At 71.5% G+C, this 18,704-nt stretch carries 18 protein-coding genes; 11 read left to right on the forward strand and 7 right to left on the reverse strand.

What is annotated here, in order from left to right; translation table 11 throughout:
• Positions 1–53: 53 nt before the first annotated feature.
• From paaA to ACFRAL_RS10005, 6 genes are all read left to right on the forward strand, one after another.
• Entirely contained in the window at positions 54–1,019 is a 966-nt protein-coding gene (gene paaA, locus ACFRAL_RS09980) for a 1,2-phenylacetyl-CoA epoxidase subunit PaaA (protein WP_336398361.1), read from the forward strand.
• Positions 1,019–1,324, forward strand: a complete 306-nt coding sequence (gene paaB, locus ACFRAL_RS09985) for a 1,2-phenylacetyl-CoA epoxidase subunit PaaB (protein ID WP_378882800.1) — start codon at positions 1,019–1,021, stop codon at positions 1,322–1,324. The genes paaA and paaB overlap by 1 nt, the downstream gene beginning before the upstream one ends.
• Positions 1,321–2,172, forward strand: a complete 852-nt coding sequence (gene paaC / locus ACFRAL_RS09990; protein ID WP_336398362.1) for a 1,2-phenylacetyl-CoA epoxidase subunit PaaC — start codon at positions 1,321–1,323, stop codon at positions 2,170–2,172. The genes paaB and paaC overlap by 4 nt, the downstream gene beginning before the upstream one ends.
• A gap of 125 nt (positions 2,173–2,297) precedes the next feature.
• Positions 2,298–2,819, forward strand: a complete 522-nt coding sequence (gene paaD / locus ACFRAL_RS09995) for a 1,2-phenylacetyl-CoA epoxidase subunit PaaD (RefSeq protein ID WP_378882803.1) — start codon at positions 2,298–2,300, stop codon at positions 2,817–2,819.
• Entirely contained in the window at positions 2,819–4,015 is a 1,197-nt protein-coding gene (gene paaE, locus ACFRAL_RS10000; protein ID WP_378882329.1) for a 1,2-phenylacetyl-CoA epoxidase subunit PaaE, read from the forward strand. Before paaD ends, paaE begins: the two co-directional genes overlap by 1 nt.
• A gap of 10 nt (positions 4,016–4,025) precedes the next feature.
• Positions 4,026–4,787: an enoyl-CoA hydratase-related protein gene (locus ACFRAL_RS10005; protein ID WP_336398364.1), complete on the forward strand. Its 762-nt coding sequence runs from the start codon at positions 4,026–4,028 to the stop codon at positions 4,785–4,787.
• Between the two features lie 14 nt (positions 4,788–4,801).
• Here ACFRAL_RS10005 and ACFRAL_RS10010 read toward each other — a convergent pair whose 3' ends face one another.
• Positions 4,802–6,454, reverse strand: a complete 1,653-nt coding sequence (locus ACFRAL_RS10010) for a thiamine pyrophosphate-binding protein (RefSeq protein WP_378882332.1) — start codon at positions 6,452–6,454, stop codon at positions 4,802–4,804.
• A gap of 138 nt (positions 6,455–6,592) precedes the next feature.
• Between ACFRAL_RS10010 and ACFRAL_RS10015 the strand changes: the two genes are divergently transcribed.
• Positions 6,593–6,901: a hypothetical protein gene (locus tag ACFRAL_RS10015; RefSeq protein ID WP_336398366.1), complete on the forward strand. Its 309-nt coding sequence runs from the start codon at positions 6,593–6,595 to the stop codon at positions 6,899–6,901.
• A 15-nt stretch (positions 6,902–6,916) separates the two neighbouring features.
• On the opposite strand, the gene ACFRAL_RS10020 is transcribed toward ACFRAL_RS10015, so the two are convergent.
• A complete protein-coding gene (locus ACFRAL_RS10020) occupies positions 6,917–7,630 on the reverse strand; it encodes an IclR family transcriptional regulator (protein WP_336398367.1) in 714 nt (237 codons plus the stop codon).
• A 130-nt stretch (positions 7,631–7,760) separates the two neighbouring features.
• Here ACFRAL_RS10020 and ACFRAL_RS10025 point away from each other — a divergent pair, with 130 nt between their 5' ends.
• The 3 genes from ACFRAL_RS10025 to ACFRAL_RS10035 all read left to right on the forward strand — a co-directional run bounded on the left by ACFRAL_RS10025 (position 7,761) and on the right by ACFRAL_RS10035 (position 11,639).
• Positions 7,761–9,674: an FAD-binding monooxygenase gene (locus ACFRAL_RS10025; RefSeq protein WP_378882337.1), complete on the forward strand. Its 1,914-nt coding sequence runs from the start codon at positions 7,761–7,763 to the stop codon at positions 9,672–9,674.
• 157 nt (positions 9,675–9,831) lie between these two features.
• The gene (locus tag ACFRAL_RS10030) at positions 9,832–11,301 is read left to right on the forward strand and encodes an NAD-dependent succinate-semialdehyde dehydrogenase (RefSeq protein WP_378882805.1); all 1,470 of its coding nucleotides are present in this window, start codon (positions 9,832–9,834) and stop codon (positions 11,299–11,301) included.
• Positions 11,302–11,369: 68 nt separating this feature from the next.
• Positions 11,370–11,639 (forward strand): hypothetical protein, encoded by a 270-nt coding sequence (locus tag ACFRAL_RS10035; RefSeq protein WP_336398369.1) that lies wholly within the window; start codon positions 11,370–11,372, stop codon positions 11,637–11,639.
• Position 11,640: 1 nt separating this feature from the next.
• On the opposite strand, the gene ACFRAL_RS10040 is transcribed toward ACFRAL_RS10035, so the two are convergent.
• From ACFRAL_RS10040 to ACFRAL_RS10055, 4 genes are all read right to left on the reverse strand, one after another.
• Entirely contained in the window at positions 11,641–12,579 is a 939-nt protein-coding gene (locus tag ACFRAL_RS10040; protein ID WP_378882340.1) for an SDR family oxidoreductase, read from the reverse strand.
• 100 nt (positions 12,580–12,679) lie between these two features.
• Positions 12,680–12,934: a helix-turn-helix transcriptional regulator gene (locus tag ACFRAL_RS10045; RefSeq protein WP_336398371.1), complete on the reverse strand. Its 255-nt coding sequence runs from the start codon at positions 12,932–12,934 to the stop codon at positions 12,680–12,682.
• Position 12,935: 1 nt separating this feature from the next.
• Positions 12,936–13,421 carry a DUF2975 domain-containing protein gene (locus ACFRAL_RS10050; protein ID WP_378882343.1) on the reverse strand — a complete coding sequence of 162 codons (486 nt, stop codon included), beginning with the start codon at positions 13,419–13,421 and terminating at the stop codon, positions 12,936–12,938.
• Between the two features lie 146 nt (positions 13,422–13,567).
• Complete coding sequence (locus ACFRAL_RS10055) at positions 13,568–14,806, reverse strand: hypothetical protein (RefSeq protein ID WP_378882346.1); 1,239 nt, start codon at positions 14,804–14,806, stop codon at positions 13,568–13,570.
• Between the two features lie 228 nt (positions 14,807–15,034).
• Here ACFRAL_RS10055 and ACFRAL_RS10060 point away from each other — a divergent pair, with 228 nt between their 5' ends.
• Positions 15,035–16,279: a hypothetical protein gene (locus ACFRAL_RS10060; RefSeq protein WP_378882349.1), complete on the forward strand. Its 1,245-nt coding sequence runs from the start codon at positions 15,035–15,037 to the stop codon at positions 16,277–16,279.
• 82 nt (positions 16,280–16,361) lie between these two features.
• Here the strand turns inward: ACFRAL_RS10060 and treS are convergent, their stop codons facing one another.
• The gene (gene treS / locus ACFRAL_RS10065; RefSeq protein WP_378882352.1) at positions 16,362–18,656 is read right to left on the reverse strand and encodes a maltose alpha-D-glucosyltransferase; all 2,295 of its coding nucleotides are present in this window, start codon (positions 18,654–18,656) and stop codon (positions 16,362–16,364) included.
• Between the last annotated feature and the right edge of the window lie 48 nt (positions 18,657–18,704).

Consider the following 18,704-nt stretch of genomic DNA (forward strand, 5'->3'; position numbering starts at 1 on the left):
AACGAACGGTCTGTAATCCTTTCGACAGGCTCAGGAACCGAACGGAGTCGACGATGACGACCGATGCGACGTCCGCCGAGACCGCCGAGCAGGCGGCCTTCGACGCGATCATCGAAGCCGACTCGCGCATCGAGCCGCGCGACTGGATGCCGGCTGCGTACCGGAAGACGCTGATCCGCCAGATCTCGCAGCACGCGCACTCCGAGATCATCGGCATGCAGCCGGAGGGCAACTGGATCACCCGGGCGCCGAGCCTCAAGCGCAAGGCCATCCTGATGGCCAAGGTGCAGGACGAGGCGGGCCACGGCCTGTACCTCTACTCCGCCGCGCAGACCCTCGGCATCACCCGCGACGAGATGACCGAGCAGCTCATCGAAGGCCGCGCGAAGTACTCGTCGATCTTCAACTACCCGACACCCACGTGGGCCGACATGGGCGCGATCGGCTGGCTCGTGGACGGCGCGGCGATCTGCAACCAGGTGCCGCTGTGCCGCGCCTCGTACGGCCCCTACGGCCGGGCGATGGTGCGCATCTGCAAGGAGGAGTCGTTCCACCAGCGCCAGGGCTTCGAGATCCTGCTGACGCTGATGCAGGGCACCGAGGCGCAGCGGACGATGGCGCAGGATGCCGTCGACCGCTGGTACTGGCCGTCGCTGATGATGTTCGGGCCGCCCGACGACGCCTCGCCCAACTCGGCGCAGTCGATGGCGTGGAACATCAAGCGGTTCTCCAACGACGAGCTGCGGCAGCGGTTCATCGGGATGCTGGTGCCGCAGGCCGAGGTGCTCGGGGTCACGCTCCCCGACCCCGAACTGCGCTGGGACGACGAGGCCGGACGCTGGCACACCAGCGAGATCGACTGGAGCGAGCTGCAGGAGGTGATCGCCGGTCGCGGCGCGATGAACGCCGAGCGCATCCGCAACCGACGCAACGCCCACGAGGAGGGCGCGTGGGTGCGCGAGGCCGCCGCCGAGTACGCCCGCAAGCAGGCGCTCGACGCGCAGAAGGCGGTGGCATGATGCCGACCCCCGGATTCTCCGACCGCGAATCGTGGCCGCTGTGGGAGGTGTTCGTCCGCGCCGGCCGCGGCCTGTCGCACGTGCACGCCGGGTCGCTCCACGCGCCCGATGCGGACTTCGCGCTGCGCAACGCGCGGGACCTCTACACCCGGCGCGGCGAGGGCACGTCGATCTGGGTCGTGCCCGCCGACGCCATCACGACCAGCGACCCCGCCTCCAAGGGCGCGTTCTTCGAGAGCCCCGCCGGCAAGAACTACCGGCACGCGACCTACTACACGGCCTCGGAGGGGGTGCCGCACCTGTGACCCTCCGACACGCCCAGGCACCGGATCTCGGCGGCGACGCTCACGGCGACGTCACTGTCGAGCGGATCGCGCTCTCGGCCGAGCTCGCCGGCGGCGAAGGCCGCGCGCCGTCGGCCGACGTCGCGGAGTACGCGCTGTGGCTCGGCGACGACGCGCTGATCCTGTCGCAGCAGCTCGGCGCCTGGATCGCGCGGGCGCCCGAGCTCGAAGAGGACGTCGCGCTGGCGAACATCGCACTCGACCTCCTGGGCCACGCGCGGTCGCTGCTGCACTACGCCGGCTCGTTCGACGGACGCACCGAGGACGACCTGGCCTACTGGCGCGACGAGCCGGAGTTCCGGTGCGCCTGGCTCTTCCAGCAGCCCAACGGCGACTTCGCGCAGACGATCGCGCGCCAGCTGGTGGCATCCGTGTACCTCTTCGAGCTGTACACCGCGCTGCAGGGATCGTCCGACGAGACCCTCGCGGCCATCGCCGGCAAGGCGGTCAAGGAGGTCGAGTACCACCGCGACCACGCCGTGCAGTGGACGCTGCGCCTGGCCGGCGGCACCGACGAGTCGCGGCGGCGCATCGTGCGCGCCGTCGGCGACGTGTGGCCGTACGTCGGCGAGCTGTTCCGCGACGAGCCGCTCATCGACCGGCTCGGCGACGTCGCGGTGCGCCCGTCGGCGCTGCAGGCGGGGTTCGACGCCGTCATCGCGGCGGTCTTCGCGGAAGCGGAGATCGAGGTCCCGGCCGGCCCGGTGTCTTCGGCCGGCGGACGCCGCGGGGCCCACTTCTCGACGCTGGGGTACCTGCTCGCCGAGATGCAGGTGCTCGCGCGAGCGCATCCGGGGGCGACATGGTGACCGGGGCGGTTCCCTCGCTGGCAGCTTCCGCCGGCCGCTCTGTGCCGATTGCAGGATCGGGCGGCTCGGCGGCGGGCACGCCCGCGGATTCCCGCGGGCGCGCGTCGGCGCGGGACGAGACGCTCCTGCGAACAGTACGTGTCGAGGCTGCGACCGGAGACGGGGTACCAGAACGCACCCGCGCCTGGGCGGTGGCGGCCTCCGTCCTCGACCCGGAGGTGCCGGTCCTCACCATCGAGGATCTCGGCGTCCTGCGTGACGTCGTGGTCGAGGGCGGCCGCGTCACGGTCACCATCACCCCCACCTACTCGGGCTGCCCCGCCATGGACGCGATACGCGACGACGTCGTGCTCGCGCTGACCGCGGCCGGGTTCGAGCACGTCGACGTGCGGCTCGTGCTGGCGCCCGCGTGGACGACGGACTGGATGACGGATGCCGGCAAGCGCAAGCTCGTCGACTACGGCATCGCCCCGCCCACCGGCCGGGCGGCGGTGCGCGGCCCGATCCCGGTGCGGCTGTCGGTGCGGTGCCCGCGGTGCGGGTCGCTCGACACCCGCGAAGTCGCCCGGTTCGGGTCGACCGCGTGCAAGGCGCTCTACGAGTGCCGCGCATGCCTCGAGCCCTTCGACCACTTCAAGGCGCACTGATGCGGCCCGACGACCTCGCCGACGCCGAGCGCCGGCGCATCGCCGAGACGCTGCTGACGACAGCGGTGGGCGGTCCCCGCGGCGCGAGGCACCGCGCGCGGTTCCACACGCTCCGCGTCGCCGCGGTGCGGCCGCTGACGGATGCCGCCGTCGAGGTGACCTTCGCCATCCCCGAGGAGGCGCGCGGCGACTTCGACTACCTCGCCGGTCAGCACGTCGCGCTGCGGAAGGTGATCGACGGGCACGAGCTGCGCCGGTCGTACTCGCTGTGCCGGGCGGCGGACTCGGGCGGCGGGGGCGACGGCCCCCGCACGATCAGCGTCGCGATCAAGCGCGATTCGGGCGGCCTGTTCTCGACGTGGGCGCAGACCGAGCTGCGGGTGGGCGACCAGATCGACGTCATGAGCCCGCAGGGTACGTTCACCTCGAAGCTGGCCGACCTGGACGACGCGCACGTCGCCGGCATCGCGGCGGGGTCCGGCATCACGCCGCTGATGGCGCTCGCCGCGACGGTGCTCGCGCGCTCCGCCACCTCGCGGTTCACCCTGGTCTACACGAACCGCTCGAGCCTCGATGTGATGTTCCTCGACGAGCTCTCCGACCTCAAGGACCGCTACCCGACGCGCCTCGCGCTGCACCACGTGCTCTCGCGCGAGCAGCGCACGGCGCCGCTGCTGTCGGGGCGCATCGACGAGCCGCGCCTGCGGCGCATCCTCGGCGACCTCGTGCTCCCCGACACCGTCGACGAGTGGTTCCTCTGCGGGCCGTTCGAGCTGGTGCAGCTGTGCCGCGACACCCTCGCCGACATCGGCGTCGACCCGGCGCACGTGCGCTACGAGCTGTTCACCACCGGCGAGGGCGAGCGGGCCGAGCCGGCCGCGGGCCGGCCCGTCGCCGTGGCCGCGGACGAGCCGGTGCGCCGCATCGAGTTCACGCTGGACGGGCAGTCGCAGGCCGTCGACAGCCCGGTCTCGGCGCGCGAGTCGATCCTCAACGCCGCGCTGCGCGTGCGCCCCGACGTGCCCTTCGCCTGCGCGGGCGGCGTGTGCGGCACCTGTCGTGCCCGGCTGCTGGAGGGCTCCGTCACGATGACCGAGAACTACGCGCTCGAGCCCGACGAGCTCGAGCGCGGCTACGTGCTCACCTGCCAATCCCACCCGACGACCGACACCGTGGTCGTCGACTACGACGTCTGAGGAGGAACGCATGATCGAACTGTCCATCACCGGCGACGTGGCCGACGTCGTCCTCAACGCGCCGGAGAAGCTCAACGCCCTCTCGCTGCGGGCGCTGGGGGAGATGGATGCCGCCTATCGCAGTGCCGAAGAGGCCGGCGTGCGGGCGCTCGTGCTGCGGGCCGAGGGCCGCGCGTTCTGCGCGGGCCGCGACATCGCCGGCGTCGACCCCCTGACCGACGACGTGCCCCAGTACCTCGCGGGCGTGGAGACGCTCATGCGGAGGATCGCCGCGTTCCCCGCGCCGACCTTCGCGGCCGTCCACGGCGCATGCCTCGGGGTGGGGCTCGGCCTCGCGATCGCGACCGACGTCGTCTACGTCGCCGACGACGCCAAGATCGGCTCGCCGTTCGCGAGCCTCGGCGCGATGCTGGACTCCGGCGGCCACGCCCTGCTCTACGAGCGGCTCGGCGCCCACCGGGCGCTCGACCTCATCTACACCGGCGAGCTCATGACCGGCGCGGAAGCCGTCGCAGCGGGCCTGTTCAGCCGGGCGATGCCCGTCGAGGACGTGTTCGACTTCACCCAGCAGCGTGCCACGGTCGCGGCATCCGGACCGACGGCGGCATTCGTCGCCTCCAAGCGCCTGATCGCCCGGCTGCGCGGGGAGCGGCTGTGGGATGCCGTCGCCGAGGAGGCGCGCGCCCAGGAGGCGCTGCGCACCACCGCCGACTACCGCGAGGGCTTCGCCGCGTTCCAGCAGAAGCGCCGCCCCGACTTCAAGGGGGAGTAGCCCGGCTCGGCCCGTCAGGAGTTCACGCGGATGATCTCGCGCTGATACGGCGCGACGACCGCGCCCGAGATGCGGCAGTCCAGGACCAGGAAGCGGCGGGATGCCTCGGGCTCGGCCGCCCAGGTCGCGAGACGGTCCAGATCCTCGAGCGTCCGCACGACGACGCCCTCGGCGCCCACGCCCGCGGCGAGGGCTGCGAAGTCGACCTCGGGGATGAGCATCGGCTCCTTCGCGAGCCCCTTCAGGCCGTACAGGTTCACCTCGGCGCCGTAGGCGGCGTCGTTCCAGACGACGGCCAGTCCTCGACCGCGTGCGACCCGCACGGCGCTCTCGAGATCGGCGAGCGCCATGAGTCCGCCGCCGTCGCCGGTCGTCAGCACGACCGTCGCCGAGGGCTTCGCGAGCGCCGCGCCCGGCACGGACGGCCAGCCCAGCCCGATCGACTGGAATGCCGTGCCGACCATGCTCATGCGGTCGGGGGAGGCGACCGGCCAGTACATGTTCGCCCAGCCGATGAAGTGCCCGCCGTCCGACACGACCACGCGGTCGTCGGGCAGCAGTTCGCCGATGCGCGCCGCCACCGAGCGGGGGTCCAGGCGTCCGTCGGGGGCGGCGCGGTCGCCCGGCTCGTAGGTGCGCAGCGCCGCCACGTCGATCGACTCGCGCCAGCCGCTCGGCGCCGCGCCTCGCGCGCGCAGGCCTTCCGCGACGGCACGCGCCACGACGGCGGCGTCCCCGCGCACGAAGCCGCCGACGTGCGGGTGGGTCGCCGCGCCCGTCACGTCCACCTGGAAGACCCGGGTCCCCGGCGCGAACAGGTCGCCGAAGCGCATCGTGAACTGGTTGAGGGATGCCCCGAAGACGACGGCCACATCGGCCGTGCGCACGAGCTCCATGGCACCCTCGGCTCCGAAGCCGCCGGTCACGCCCAGGTCGAACTCGCCGCGCGGGAACACGCCCCGCCCGAGCGCGGTGGAGGCCGTCACGGCGCCGACCGCGTCGGCGATGTCGCCGAGCGCCTCCCCGGCGCGAGAGATCCAGGCTCCCCGGCCGGCGAGCAGGAAGGGACGCGCCGCCGACGCCAGTGCATCCACGATGCCCTCGACCGCGCCCTCGGCGAACGGCCCGGCGGGCACCAGCGGTCCGGGAAGCCGGGGCTCCGGAGCCTCCGGCACCGGCCCGGCGTCGCGCGCCGCGACGTCGTAGGGGATCGCCAGCACCGTCGGCACCCGGTAGGTGAGGGCGTGCTCGATGGCGATGACGGTCGTGGCCGCGGCATCCGCCCGCCCCACGGTGTAGGTGCGGGCGCCGACCGCCGACGCGAGCGCGATCTGGTCCACGTCCCACGGGCGCGGTCCCGACGTGGGCTCGTCGCCCACGACGAGCACGAGTGGCACGTGCGCCTGCACGGCCTCGGCGAGAGCGGTGATCGTGTTGGTGAACCCCGCACCGTAGGTCGCGGTCGCCGCGGCCAGGCGTCCGGAGGCGCGGTGGTACGCGTCGGCGGCGACCACGCCGCCCGCCTCGTGGCGCACGGCCGTGAAGTGCACGTCGGTGGAGCGCTCGAGCGCGTCGAGGAAGTACGCGTTGCCGTTGCCCATCACCCCGAAGACGTGGTCGATGTGGCGGGCGAGGGTGAGCGCGACGTGCGCGGAGACGGTGGGCATGGCGGAGCCTTTCGAGACGGAACGGAGGATCAGGCCGTATGTGTCTCGCGCTTCGCGCTGCGTGCCCATTTTTCGAGCACCGGCGGGCTTCGGTGCCGCCGGACGAGTCGAGTATATGACTTCGGCCAAGATGGGTTCATGAAGACGATCCAGCTGCGCCGGTACACGCTCGTCGAAGGGGAGTACGACGCGTTCGTCGCGTGGTGGACCGAATGGATGCCGAGGGTCCGGCCCGCCGCCGGCTTCACGGTCGAGTTCGCCTACGGCCTGCCCGAGACGAACGAGTTCGTATGGGCCGTCAGCGCGCCCGGCGACGAGGACGCGTTCGCCGCCCTCGAGAAGGAGTACATGGCGTCCGAGGCGCGGGCCGAGGCGTTCGCGGGCGTCCCGCAGCGGGTCGCCGAGTACAACATCCGCTTCGTGTCGGACTTCCCGACGACGGCCTGACCCCCCCAGAACGGGTCAGCCGCCGAGCGCGTCCCTGATGGCGGAGGCCGAGCGCGACAGCCGCTGCGCGATGGCGTCGTCGCCGTGCGCGCTGGCCACGAACACCACGGCGATCGCCGCCGGTCCGCGCCCCCGCACGGCCAGGGGGACCGCGACCGCGCGCAGGCTCGGGATGACCTCGTCGTGGCTCGTCGCCCAGCCGCGGGCCGCGGCATCGCGGATCTCGCCGGCGAGGTCGTCGCCGACGCCGTCGGGCCACGATCGCTCGGGCACCAGCGACAGGATCGCCTTGCCGGGCGCGCCGCGGGTGACCGGATGCCGCGTGCCCGGCCGTTGCGCGACCGGGTTCACGGCGTGCCGCGGCTCGACGCTGGAGAGCGTGACGCACTCGTCGTGGTCGAGCACTGAGAGGAAGCAGGTCACGCCGAGGTCTCCGGCCACGGCGGTGAGCTCGGGGAGGGCCTCGGCCTGCAGGTCGTGCGCGACGCCCGCCGCGAGGGCGGCCATGCGCGCGCCGAGCTCGACGCGTCCCGCGGAGTCGCGCTCGATCAGGCCGTGGTCCTCGAGCGTCCGCAGCAGCCGGTAGGCGACCGAGCGGTGCACCTCGAGGCGGCGCGCGATCTCGTCGATCGTGAGAGGCCCGCGCGCGTCGGCGAGCACTTCGAGGATCCGGATGCCGCGACTCAGCGTCTGCGACGCCGGCGCCGGACTGCTGCGCGGAGGGGTCATGTGTGCTCGCAGTCTTGCCGCTGCGCGGCAGGTCGTATACGATCTGTTCAATAGTAGAACGATGTGTTCGAATATAGAACACATCGTCCAGGCTCACAAGCCCTCGACACCGTCGTCCGAGGAGGACACGATGCAGTTCCACCACCACGGCTACGTCTCGGGCGACCCCCGCGTGCAGGACGCCGCCGGCACCGGCATCGACCGCCCCGCCGAGCTGCCCGACGAGATGGACGTGCTCATCGTCGGCTCCGGGCCGGCGGGCATGCTGCTCGCCGCGCAGATGTCGCAGTTCCCCGGCGTCACCACGCGGATCATCGAACGGCGCGACGGTCGCCTCGTGCTGGGGCAGGCCGACGGCATCCAGCCCCGCAGCGTCGAGACCTTCCAGGCGTTCGGCTTCGCGGAGCCGATCATCGCCGAGGCGTACAACATCGCCTACATGAACTTCTGGGGTCCCGACCCCGAGAACCCCCGCGACATCGTGCGCACCGCCCGCACCGAGGACTACGCCTTCAAGATCAGCGAGTTCCCTCACCTGATCGTGAACCAGGCCCGGGTGCTCGACTACTTCGCCGACGCCGCCGCGAAGGGTCCCGGCCGCATCGTCCCCGACTACGGCATCGAGTTCGTCGGCCTGACCGTCCACGGCGAGGGCGAGCACCCCGTCGAGGTGCGCCTGCGCCACGTCGCGGGGGAGCGGGCCGGCGAGGAGCGCACGGTGCGCGCCAAGTACGTGGTCGGCTCCGACGGCGCCCGCAGCGGTGTGCGCGAGGCGATCGGGCGCAAGCACGTCGGCGAGTTCGCGGCCCACGCGTGGGGCGTCATGGACGTGCTCGTCAACACCGACTTCCCGGACTGGCGCACCAAGTGCGCGATCAACTCCAGTGCCGGCAACATCCTCCACATCCCCCGCGAGGGCGGCTACCTCAGCCGCATGTACATCGACCTGGGCGAAGTGGCAGCGGACGACGAGCACCGCGTGCGCCGGACGCCGATCGAAGAGATCATCCGCCGCGCGAACGAGATCCTCCACCCGTACACGATCGACGTGAAGCAGGTCGCGTGGCACAGCGTGTACGAGGTCGGCCACCGCGTGACCGACAAGTTCGACGACGTCGACGTCGACCAGGGGCACGCCCCGCGGGTCTTCCTCACCGGTGACGCGTGCCACACGCACAGCGCGAAGGCGGGCCAGGGCATGAACGTCTCGATGCAGGACGGCTTCAACCTCGGCTGGAAGCTGGGGCACGTCCTCACCGGGCTGAGTCCCGCCTCGCTGCTGGAGACCTACTCGGCCGAGCGGCAGCCGGTCGCGCAGCAGCTCATCGACTTCGACCGGGAGTGGTCCTCTCTCATGGCGCGCAAGCCGGAGGAGATCTCCGACCCGCAGGAGCTCGCGAACTACTACCTCGGCACCGCCGAGTTCCCCTCGGGCTTCATGACGCAGTACGGCCCGTCGATGATCGTGACGGATGCCGCGCACCAGGCGCTGGCCGAGGGCTTCCCGCTGGGCAAGCGCTTCAAGTCTGCGGAGGTCGTGCGCGTGTGCGACGGCAACGCGGTGCACCTCGGCCACCACGCCAAGGCCGACGGGCGGTGGCGCGTGTACGCATTCGCCGACGCGCCGGCTGCGGGAGAGGCATCCGCCCTCTCCGCCTGGGCGGAGTTCATCGCCTCGCCGGACTCGCCCGTGCGTCGCTTCACCCCTGCGGGCGCCGACGTCGACGCGGTCTTCGACGTCAAGGTGATCTACCAGCAGCGCTACGAGGACGTCGACCTCGCGCGCGTGCCCGAGGCGTTCCTCCCGAAGACGGGACCGCTCGGGCTCACCGACTGGGAGAAGGTCTACGCCGCCGCGCCGAGCGCGTGGACGACCGACGACATCTTCGCCGAGCGCGGGCTGTCGCGCGACGGCGTCGTCGTCGTCGTGCGGCCCGACCAGTACGTCGCCGCGGTGCTGCCCCTGCAGGCGCACGACGAACTCGCCGCGTTCTTCGCGCAGTCCTTCCTGCCGCAGCAGGAGCCTGCGGTCCTGGCCGGCTGATTGCGTCCAGGCCGGCGAAACAACCATCCCCGGTATACAGCGCGTACATCGGCCGCCCCGGCGGCGGCGGGCAGAATTGGCCCGGTAGACATCGAATGAGCGGATGCCGCGACGGGCGGCATCCGGAACCGACGAGGGAGTCCCCGTGAGCACGACGATCACCGAAACCCGTGAGTCCGAGCTGCTGGCGTCCGTGCCCGACGGGCTGTTCATCGGCGGGCGGTGGCGTGCGGCATCCGGCGACAGGACGCTGAAGGTCTACGACCCGTCCAACGGCGAAACGGTCAAGGAGATCGCCGACGCGTCGCCCGAGGACGGCAAGGCCGCGCTCGATGCGGCCGTCGAGGCGTTCCCCGGATGGGCGGCGACGCCGGCGCGGGAGCGGGCCGAGATCCTGCGTCGCGCGTTCGATCTGCTGCAGGAGCGCAAGGAGGACTTCGCCCTGCTGATGACGATCGAGATGGGCAAGCCGCTGGCCGAGGCGCGCGGCGAGGTCGCGTACGGCGGCGAGTTCCTGCGCTGGTTCAGCGAGGAGACCTCCCGCGTGCAGGGCCGCTACGGCGCGAACCCGGAGGGCACCGGCCGCATGATCGTGTCGCAGCATCCCGTCGGGCCGTGCTTCCTGATCACGCCGTGGAACTTCCCGCTCGCGATGGCGACCCGCAAGATCGCGCCGGCGCTGGCCGCCGGCTGCACCGTGGTGATCAAGCCGGCTGAGCTGACGCCGCTGACCACCCTCTACTTCGCGAAGCTGCTCGAAGACGCCGGCGTGCCCGCGGGTGTGGTGAACGTGTTCACCACCTCGACGTCGGGGGCGGTGTCGGAGCCGATCATCCGTGACCCGCGGCTGCGGAAGCTGTCGTTCACCGGGTCGACGCAGGTCGGTCAGCGGCTGCTCGAGCAGGCCGCGCAGGGCGTGCTGCGCACGTCGATGGAGCTCGGCGGCAACGCCCCCTTCGTCGTGTTCGACGACGCCGACCTCGACAAGGCGGTCGACGGGGCGATCGCGGCGAAGTTCCGCAACATCGGCCAGGCGTGCACCGCGGCGAACCGGTTCATCGTGCACCGCTCGGTCGCCGACGAGTTCGCCCGCCGCGTCACCGAGCGCGTGAACGGCTTCAAGGTCGGCCGCGGCACCGAGGAGGGCGTGACGATCGGGCCGCTCATCGACGACCGTGCGGTCGCGAAGGCGTCGCAGCTGGTGCAGGACGCCGTGAAGCGCGGAGCGAAGGTGGCCACCGGCGGCAGCGAGGTCGAGGGGCCCGGCACGTTCTACGAGCCCACCGTCGTCACCGACGTGCAGCCCGGCTCGGACATCCTGCGCGAGGAGATCTTCGGACCGGTGCTCGCCATCGTCCCCTTCGACACCGAGGATGACGCGGTGCGTCTGGCCAACGACACCGAGTACGGCCTGGTCTCCTACGTCTTCACCGAGAGCCTCGCCCGCGGCCAGCGCATGATCGAGCGCCTCGAGACCGGCATGATGGGCCTGAACATGGGCGTCGTCTCCAACGCCGCCGCGCCGTTCGGCGGCTGGAAGATGTCGGGCCTGGGCCGCGAGGGCGGCGCCGAGGGCATCCACGAGTACCTGCAGACCAAGTACACGCTGACCCCGAACCCGTTTTGACGCGACACGGATCGGAGAGCGATCCGCGCCCTGCGGGGCGCGGATCGCCCGCACGGGATAATGGACGCATGACCTCCTCCGTCGAACGCCGCTCCAACCCGACGGCCTGGGCCGCGTTCTGGTTCGCGCTGGCCGGCCTCGTGCTCATGCCCATCCCGCTGTTCATCGGTCTGATCCTCGGCGGCGGCCTCTCCATCGTCGCCGCGGTGCTCGCCGTGATCGCGCTCCTCAAGGGCCTCGCACGCAACGGCAAGGGCATCGCACCGGTCGTGTTCGCCGCGATCTTCATCGCGCTCACGTGGGGCGGCATCTCGCTCGGCGGCGGCACGATCTGGTAGCTCACACCGGCACGCGCACGCCGGTGAGCTGTTCGGAGAGGTCCCAGATTCGTCGCCCGTCCTCCTCGCTCGCGAGGCGCGAGTACACCGGCTGCTCGGCGGGGAGTCCGCCCAGGTGGCGGAAGCCCTTCGGCCCGTACAGTCGGCCCCCGAGCGCATCCGCGCTGGTCGCCGCGTAGACGGCGGAGAGCGCCGCCGAGGAGGGAGTGCCGACCAGGATGCCCAGGCGCGACAGCGTCCGGATCACCTTGACCGCCGTCGTGTCTTCGGGGCGACCCATGCCGGGCTGGGCCGAGAGCAGATTGGTGGGCGTGATGCCGGGGTGCGAGAGGTTGCTCCGGATGCCCCATCCGGCCGCCTGCGAACGCCGATGCAGCTCCATCGCGAACAGTCCGAACGCGATCTTCGACGAGCTGTACGCCTTCATCGGGTCGTAGTGGCGGCTCCAGTTCGGGTCGTCCCAGTTCACCGTGCCCTGATCCGCGGCGATGCTCACCTGGCTCGTCACGTGGGCACGACCCTCGCGCAGAAGCGGCATCAGCCCGGCGATCAGGGCGAAGTGCCCGAGGTGGTTCGTCGCGAGCTGCAGCTCGAAGCCGTCGGCGGTGAGTCGACGCGTCAGCGGGTTCATGACGCCGGCATTCAGGATGAGGATGTCGATCGGCCGTTCGTCGCGGAGCAGGCCGTCGGCGAACGCCGACACCGAGTCGAGCGACGACAGGTCGAGCGAGCGGACGACGGTGGTGGCATCCGTCGTCCGCTCCCGGATGCGCCCGGCTGCCGCCTCTCCCTTCTGCCGGTTGCGGACGGGAAGGACGATGTCGGCGCCGGCGCGGGCAAGACGCGAGGCGATCTCGAATCCGACGCCGTCGCTCGCGCCGGTGACGACCGCCAGCTTTCCGGCGAGATCCGGGACGGAGATGTCGAGGGAGGTGGGCATGAGGTGGCTCCTGTTCGGTCGGTGACCTCCATGCTGGAGGTCTCGTCCCGACGGATTCAGGGCGCGCTTGTCCAGGGACTGCGGGTCCCTGGCAGCGAGATCAACCCGCGACGTCGGCCGAGCGACCGGCGGGGCTCGCCGGTGCCGGCGCCCCGGGCTCCCACCGGAGGAGGTCGCCGGGCTGGCATTCGAGCACCTCGCACAGGGCGTCGAGCGTGGTGAAGCGGACGGCCTTCGCCCTGCCGTTCTTGAGCACGGCCAGGTTCGCCGGTGTGATGCCGACCCGCTCGGCCAGGGTGCCCACCGACATCTTCCGTCGTGCGAGCATCACATCCACATCGATGACGATCGGCATGTCAGACCACCTCGTCCAGCTCGGAGCGCAGGGCCGTGGCCTCGGTCTCGCGGTCGATGGCCTGCCGCAGCAGCGTCTTCATGACCACGACGAGCAGGGCCATCCCGCCGAGCACGAGCGTCGCCCCGCAGGAGAGCCCGACCACACCCGGCGCGGCCTCGCCGCTGGCGAGCAGGACGGCGATGGCGAACGTGATGACGGCCGCCGCCGCGATCGACCAGATGACCACGTCGACGTACCGGAAGGACGACTCCGAGAACACCGACCCCTTGCGCACCTTCGTCAGCAGCTGCCAGACGCAGACGGCGAAGACCTGCATGGTCACGACGCCGAGCACGAGGAGCGTGACGAAGGTGATCCGGGGCACCGGGGGAGCGCCGTCGAGGTCCACCCAGACCGCCGGGACGATGAAGGTCTGCACGATGAGCGACCCGGCCAGTGCCAGCGCGATGACGACCTGCAGCACGAGAGTTGTCGACTTGGCCACGGCATCCGTCCTTTCTTCAGCTAACGACAGAAAACTATCGTTCCTCGATAGATATCGCAATACTGTCGATAGATCAGTGGGGATCGGATGCCGCGCAGCGATGACGGGACCCCGGGCGCGGGCGCCCGGGGTCCCGACGATGATCGCTAGAGCGCGGCCGTGTAGATCGTGCCCAGGTTGGTGCCGAAGTAGAACACCCCGTCCTTCACGGCGATGCTCGCGGCGGTCCCGCGCATCTCGGTCGTGATCTCGCCGTTGTGCCAGGTGTGGAGCCAGTTGTCGACGGGGATGTCGATGTTCATCACCGGGGTCCACGTGAGGCCGTCCTTCGACGAGTACAGGGTGTCGTCGGCGGTCACCGCGTCCGCGCGGACGAGGCCGTAGATAGTCGAGCCGTCCACGTAGAGATCGACCAGCACGCCGCCGCTCGTCCCGAGGGTCGCCCCCTGGATGGTGGCCTTCTTCGCCGCGGTGTCGAAGACGAACACCGAGTTGTTGATCGACTTCGCCACGATCTTCGTGCCGAAGGTCGTGAGGTGGTGCGCCTCGAGCACGCTCGCCGGGCTGGACGACGGGAGGGTGACCGTCGACCAGGTGCCCGCGGCGTACACGTCGATGATCTTGTTGCGGTACCCGTTCGCGTCGGCGACGGTGGCGGCGGCGTAGACCTTGCCGTTGACGGACGCGAGCCAGTAGTAGCGGTCGTTGTCGTTGCTGCCGCGCAGCGACGAGCGCGTCTTCTCGATGGTCCAGGTCTTTCCGCCGTCCGCGGACTTCTTGATCGCGGCGAGGTACGGCGCGGGGCCGTAGGTGGCGGTGTCGGGGTTGACGATGCTGCCGGCCAGGAAGATCTCGCTTCCGGCGACGGCGACGTCGAAGACATGGATGAAGGGGGTCGCCGCGTTGTATTTCCACGCGCCGCCCGCGTTCGTGGCATACCCGGCGTTGGACTGCCAGCCCACCTTGGGGTCGATGTCCGCGGTGTAGACGCTCCCGTTGACCACGCGCAGCGCGTTGAGCTCCTCCCCGTTGACGGTGAGGTGGTGGGTCTGCGCGCCGGTCGCCAGGTTGTGCGAGTTCAGCGCGATCGGGCCGATGTTGCCGTTGTAGTCGCCCCATGACGAGTACAGCTCACCGCCTGCGATCGCGAGGTCGGTGAGCGACCGGTGCCAGTGGTCGGAGAGGGCGTTGGCATCGGTGTTCGTGGCGAACAGCGTGCCGGAGACCGTCGGGGTGGGTGCGGCGGTCGTCGTGGGGACGGGGCCGGGCTTGCCGGGACCTCCCGGCTTGGCGGCGAAGGCGGGGCTCGCGCCGAGCACGGCGGTCGCGATGAGGGCGGCGGTGGCGAGGGACGCGACGGTCCGACGCGGTCGGGGGTGGGACAACTGACCTCCAAGGTTCGGTCGACCGTCCCCAGGTGCACGCGGAACTCGTGCCCTGTGGGGTGGGAACAGGCCGACAACAGCACCGTATTGGCAAGCGTTTCCGCGATTCTGTAGACCTTTCGGGGGACATGCCGCCGCGCCTCGCCGCTCCGGGCGCCGGCACTACGCCTCTCGCGCGCGTCCGTCCACCCCTTTCTTCCGCATGCGGATGCGGGTCAAGGTGGGGTGGTGCATTTCACGGATGAGATCGGCGCCTGGGTGGCGCAGCAGCGATGGCACGCGGGGAAGGGGCACGAGCCCAGATTCCGGCTCCTCGACGCCCGACCGGTCACGGGGGCCACCCGCTATCTGCTCATGGACGACGCGGGGACGCTGCCGGCCCTGTACCACGTGCCCCTCGCGCTGGTCGCCGAGCCGATCGAGCCGCCGGACGCCGTCGTCAGCCGCGGCGAGGGCGGATGCCTCGTCGATGCGGCCCGGCATCCGGAGTTCGCCGTCGGCATCCTCGCGGAGATGGGCGTCGACGTCAGCCGTGTGACGGGTTCGCGGGTGCTCACGGGGGAGCAGTCGAACACGTCGATCGTGTTCGACGAGGACGGTGAGCCGACGATCATCCTCAAGCTCTTCCGCACCCTCCACCACGGCGAGAATCCCGACGTCACGGTGCAGCGCGTGCTGAGCGGCGAGGGCTCGCCGTTCGTGCCCCGCTTCTTCGGCAGCGTGGACGCCGAGTGGCCGGATGTCGGGCGCGAGGCCGGCGTCGCGCACGGCACCCTCGGCTTCGCGCAGGAGTTCCTCCCCGGCGTGCGGGACGGGTGGGCGGTCGCGCTGGAGGAGGCGCGCGAGGGGCGGGACTTCACCGCCGCGGCGCATGACCTCGGAACCGCGGTCGCCGGCGTACACGGCGCCCTCGGAGCGGCGCTGGAGACGGCGGATGCCGGACCCGACGAGGTGGCGTCCACGGCGACCGCCTGGCGGCGGCGCCTGCGGATCGCGTCGGCCGAGGTGCCCGCCGTCGCCGAGCGGCTCCCCGCGATCGACGCCGTCTACCGTGCCGCACTCGAGCGCGCGTGGCCGCGGCTGCAGCGGATCCACGGGGACCTGCATCTCGGTCAGGTGCTCGCGGTGCCCGACGGCGGGTGGCGCATCGTCGACTTCGAGGGCGAGCCCCTCCGCCCGATGAGGGAGCGTGCCATCCCCGACCTCCCGCCGCGGGACGTCGCGGGCATGCTCCGGTCCTTCGACTACGCGGGTGCGGTGGCCGCCGGCCCCGACGGCGCCGGGTGGGCGGCGGCGTGCCAGGCCGCGTTCGTCGAGGCCTACGCCGGCGCGCCCGGCGCCGTGGCGCTGGACCCCGTTCTGCTGCGGGCGCTCGTCCTCGACAAGGCGGTGTACGAGTCGATCTACGAAGCGCGCAACCGCCCCGCCTGGCTGCCCGTGCCGCTCGCGGGGATCGACGCAGCGCTCGCCTGACCCGCCCGCCGGTGCGGGCCGGGGCCGGGCCCGGCGGCGACGTGCGCCCGAGGCATCCGACCTCCGGCGCGCGGGCTGGGGCCTACTCGGCGGATTCCGCAGGCCGGAGCACCAGGAACAGTGCTCCGTAGGCGGGGAGCGAGACCGAGAAGCTCTGCAGGTCGTCGACGCGCCCGACCGACTCGCCCGAGGCCGCGTCCACGACCTCGCTGCCGGGAGCGAGCTGCTCCGATCGCACGGTGCCCTCGGTGGGGTCCTGCGAGAAGTTCAGCACCGTCACCTGCATCGGGGCCTCGGCGTGCGGGTCGCCGTCGTCGAGGCGGTGCACGAGCACGAGCATGCCCGCGTGGGCGACCTCGGGGATGTCGATCTGCGACGCCGTCGCGATGCCGTGCTCCCGGCGCAGGGCGAGGATGTCGGCGAGACGCGACGCGAACGACTCCCGGTCGGCCAGCTGCGCCGGCAGCGCGCCGTACAGCGCGCGCCCGCGGGGCATGCCCGCCGCCGACCGCGTGGCGCTGCCGTCGACGTCGAGCAGATCGTGGGCGCCCCGCTCGATCCACCGCGTGTCGCCCGCGGCGACGAGATCGGCGACCTGGTCCGCCGGCACGGTGAGCATGCCGGTGAGGTCCCAGCCCGAGAGCGCGAAGACGCCCGGCTGCCACGCGTTGTAGGCGCACAGCAGCAGGTGCGCGTCGCGGATGGCCGGCAGGTCGTCGTCGGTGATGTCATCGAGCCTGGCCAGTCCGCGGGTCGCCGCGATGAGCGACGCCGTCGTGCAGGCGATGCCGTTCTGCGTGAAGACGCGGTTGTAGTCCGCCGTGCCGGTGAGCCGCTCGGTGAGGTCCGCGCGCACCTCCTCGGCGAGCTGGCTGCCCGGGATCTCGCGCCCCCGGAAGGGGAACGTGTCGTCGCCGTGCCGCGTCGCCCAGTGCACGAGCTCGTAGGTGAGCTCGTCGTGATTCTGCAGGCCGTGGACGAGCTGCACCGGCTGCACGCCCAGCCGCAGCGACGTGGTCAGCGCGAGCCGGAGGAATTCGGTCTGCCCGGTCGCCAGCGCGTGGTGGTAGCCCGGGCGACCGATGAAGTCGTACGACAGGTCGGCGCCGACGGCGCCCGTGTCGCGGATGTCCTCGATCGTGAGGTTGAGCTCCTGGAAGGTGAAGCCGCCGACCTTGCGGACCATGCCGGCGATGATGTGGTTGGCGGCGTGCGAGAGCGGATGCCCCTCCGACCACGCCGGAAGACCCTCGGCGCTCTTCTCCACGCCGAGGAATCCGTTCGCGTCCAGGCGCAGCGCACTCGTGCCGAGCTCCCCGAGCGAGTGCAGCGCGTCGCCGATGACAAGGCGCATCCCCGCGAACGTCGGGTCGAGCCAGTTGATCGACGGCTGGCCCTGCTTGAAGTAGTGGAGGTACACCCACCGGCGGGTCACGCCGTCGGGTCCGATCACCGGGGCGGTCGCGCTCCAGTTCGTCTCCTTCACGCCGGGCGTGTAGAAGATGACGCGCTGCAAAGCGCCGATGATGTACCCGTGCCCGGCGAGCTCATGCTCGGTCGCGGCGTCCAGGTTGACGCTGTCGACGCCGTCGGGCACCTCGGGCAGCAGCTCCCAGTCCTCCGGCGGGATCTCGATCATGTGGTAGATCCCCGGGTAGTCCTTGAAGCCCATCTCGGCGAGGCGGAAGTCGGCGCCCTTGCCCGTGTGCCCGGGCACGATGTCGTCGATGATGCTCCCGCCGTGCGTGTCGGCGACGTCGCACAGGGCGCGGAACTCGTCCTCGGTGCCGAAGGCGGGGTCGATCTGCGTGCTGATGCGGTCGAAGTGCCCGTCGACGCTCGGGGTGTCCAGCCACCCGGCGATGCCGCCCGCCCGCTTCACCGGCCCGGTGTGGATGGCGGTGATCCCGATGCGCTCGAAGGCCGACCAGAGCGCGTCGTCGCCGAGCGAGGCCAGGAACGACTGCCCCGGCCGGGTGATGAGGGAGATCGGATACGCCGTGAACCACACGTCGCTCGTCGCGATGGCCCGCCGGGCGTCCGGACGCGCGTAGGCATGACGCCACATCGTCGGCTGCCCCGACAGCTGGCGGGCCAGGACGTCGGCGTCCTTGAGCATCGACTGCCGCACGAGCCACTCGACGTACGACGGGTTGGTGCCGTTCGCCGTGCGCGGGTCGGTCCGGATGCGCCGCACGCTGCTGCCCCGCAGATGGTCGCGGGGGCGCAGTCGCCGCGGACGGGCAGGGTAGCGCTGCTCGTCGTAGCTGATCTCGGGCGTCTCGGCCTCGGGCTCCGCCCCCTCGATCGCCTCGATCCCGGCCAGGTCGATGGGTCCGGTGTACAGGGCCTCCGGCCATTGCTCGTCGCGCGCCATCCCTCCACGCTAGAGATCCCGGCTCCCCGGCACGAGGGACTGGTGCGC

This window comes from Microbacterium sp. NPDC056736, assembly GCF_042790415.1.
In the GTDB taxonomy this organism is placed as follows: Bacteria; Actinomycetota; Actinomycetes; order Actinomycetales; family Microbacteriaceae; genus Microbacterium.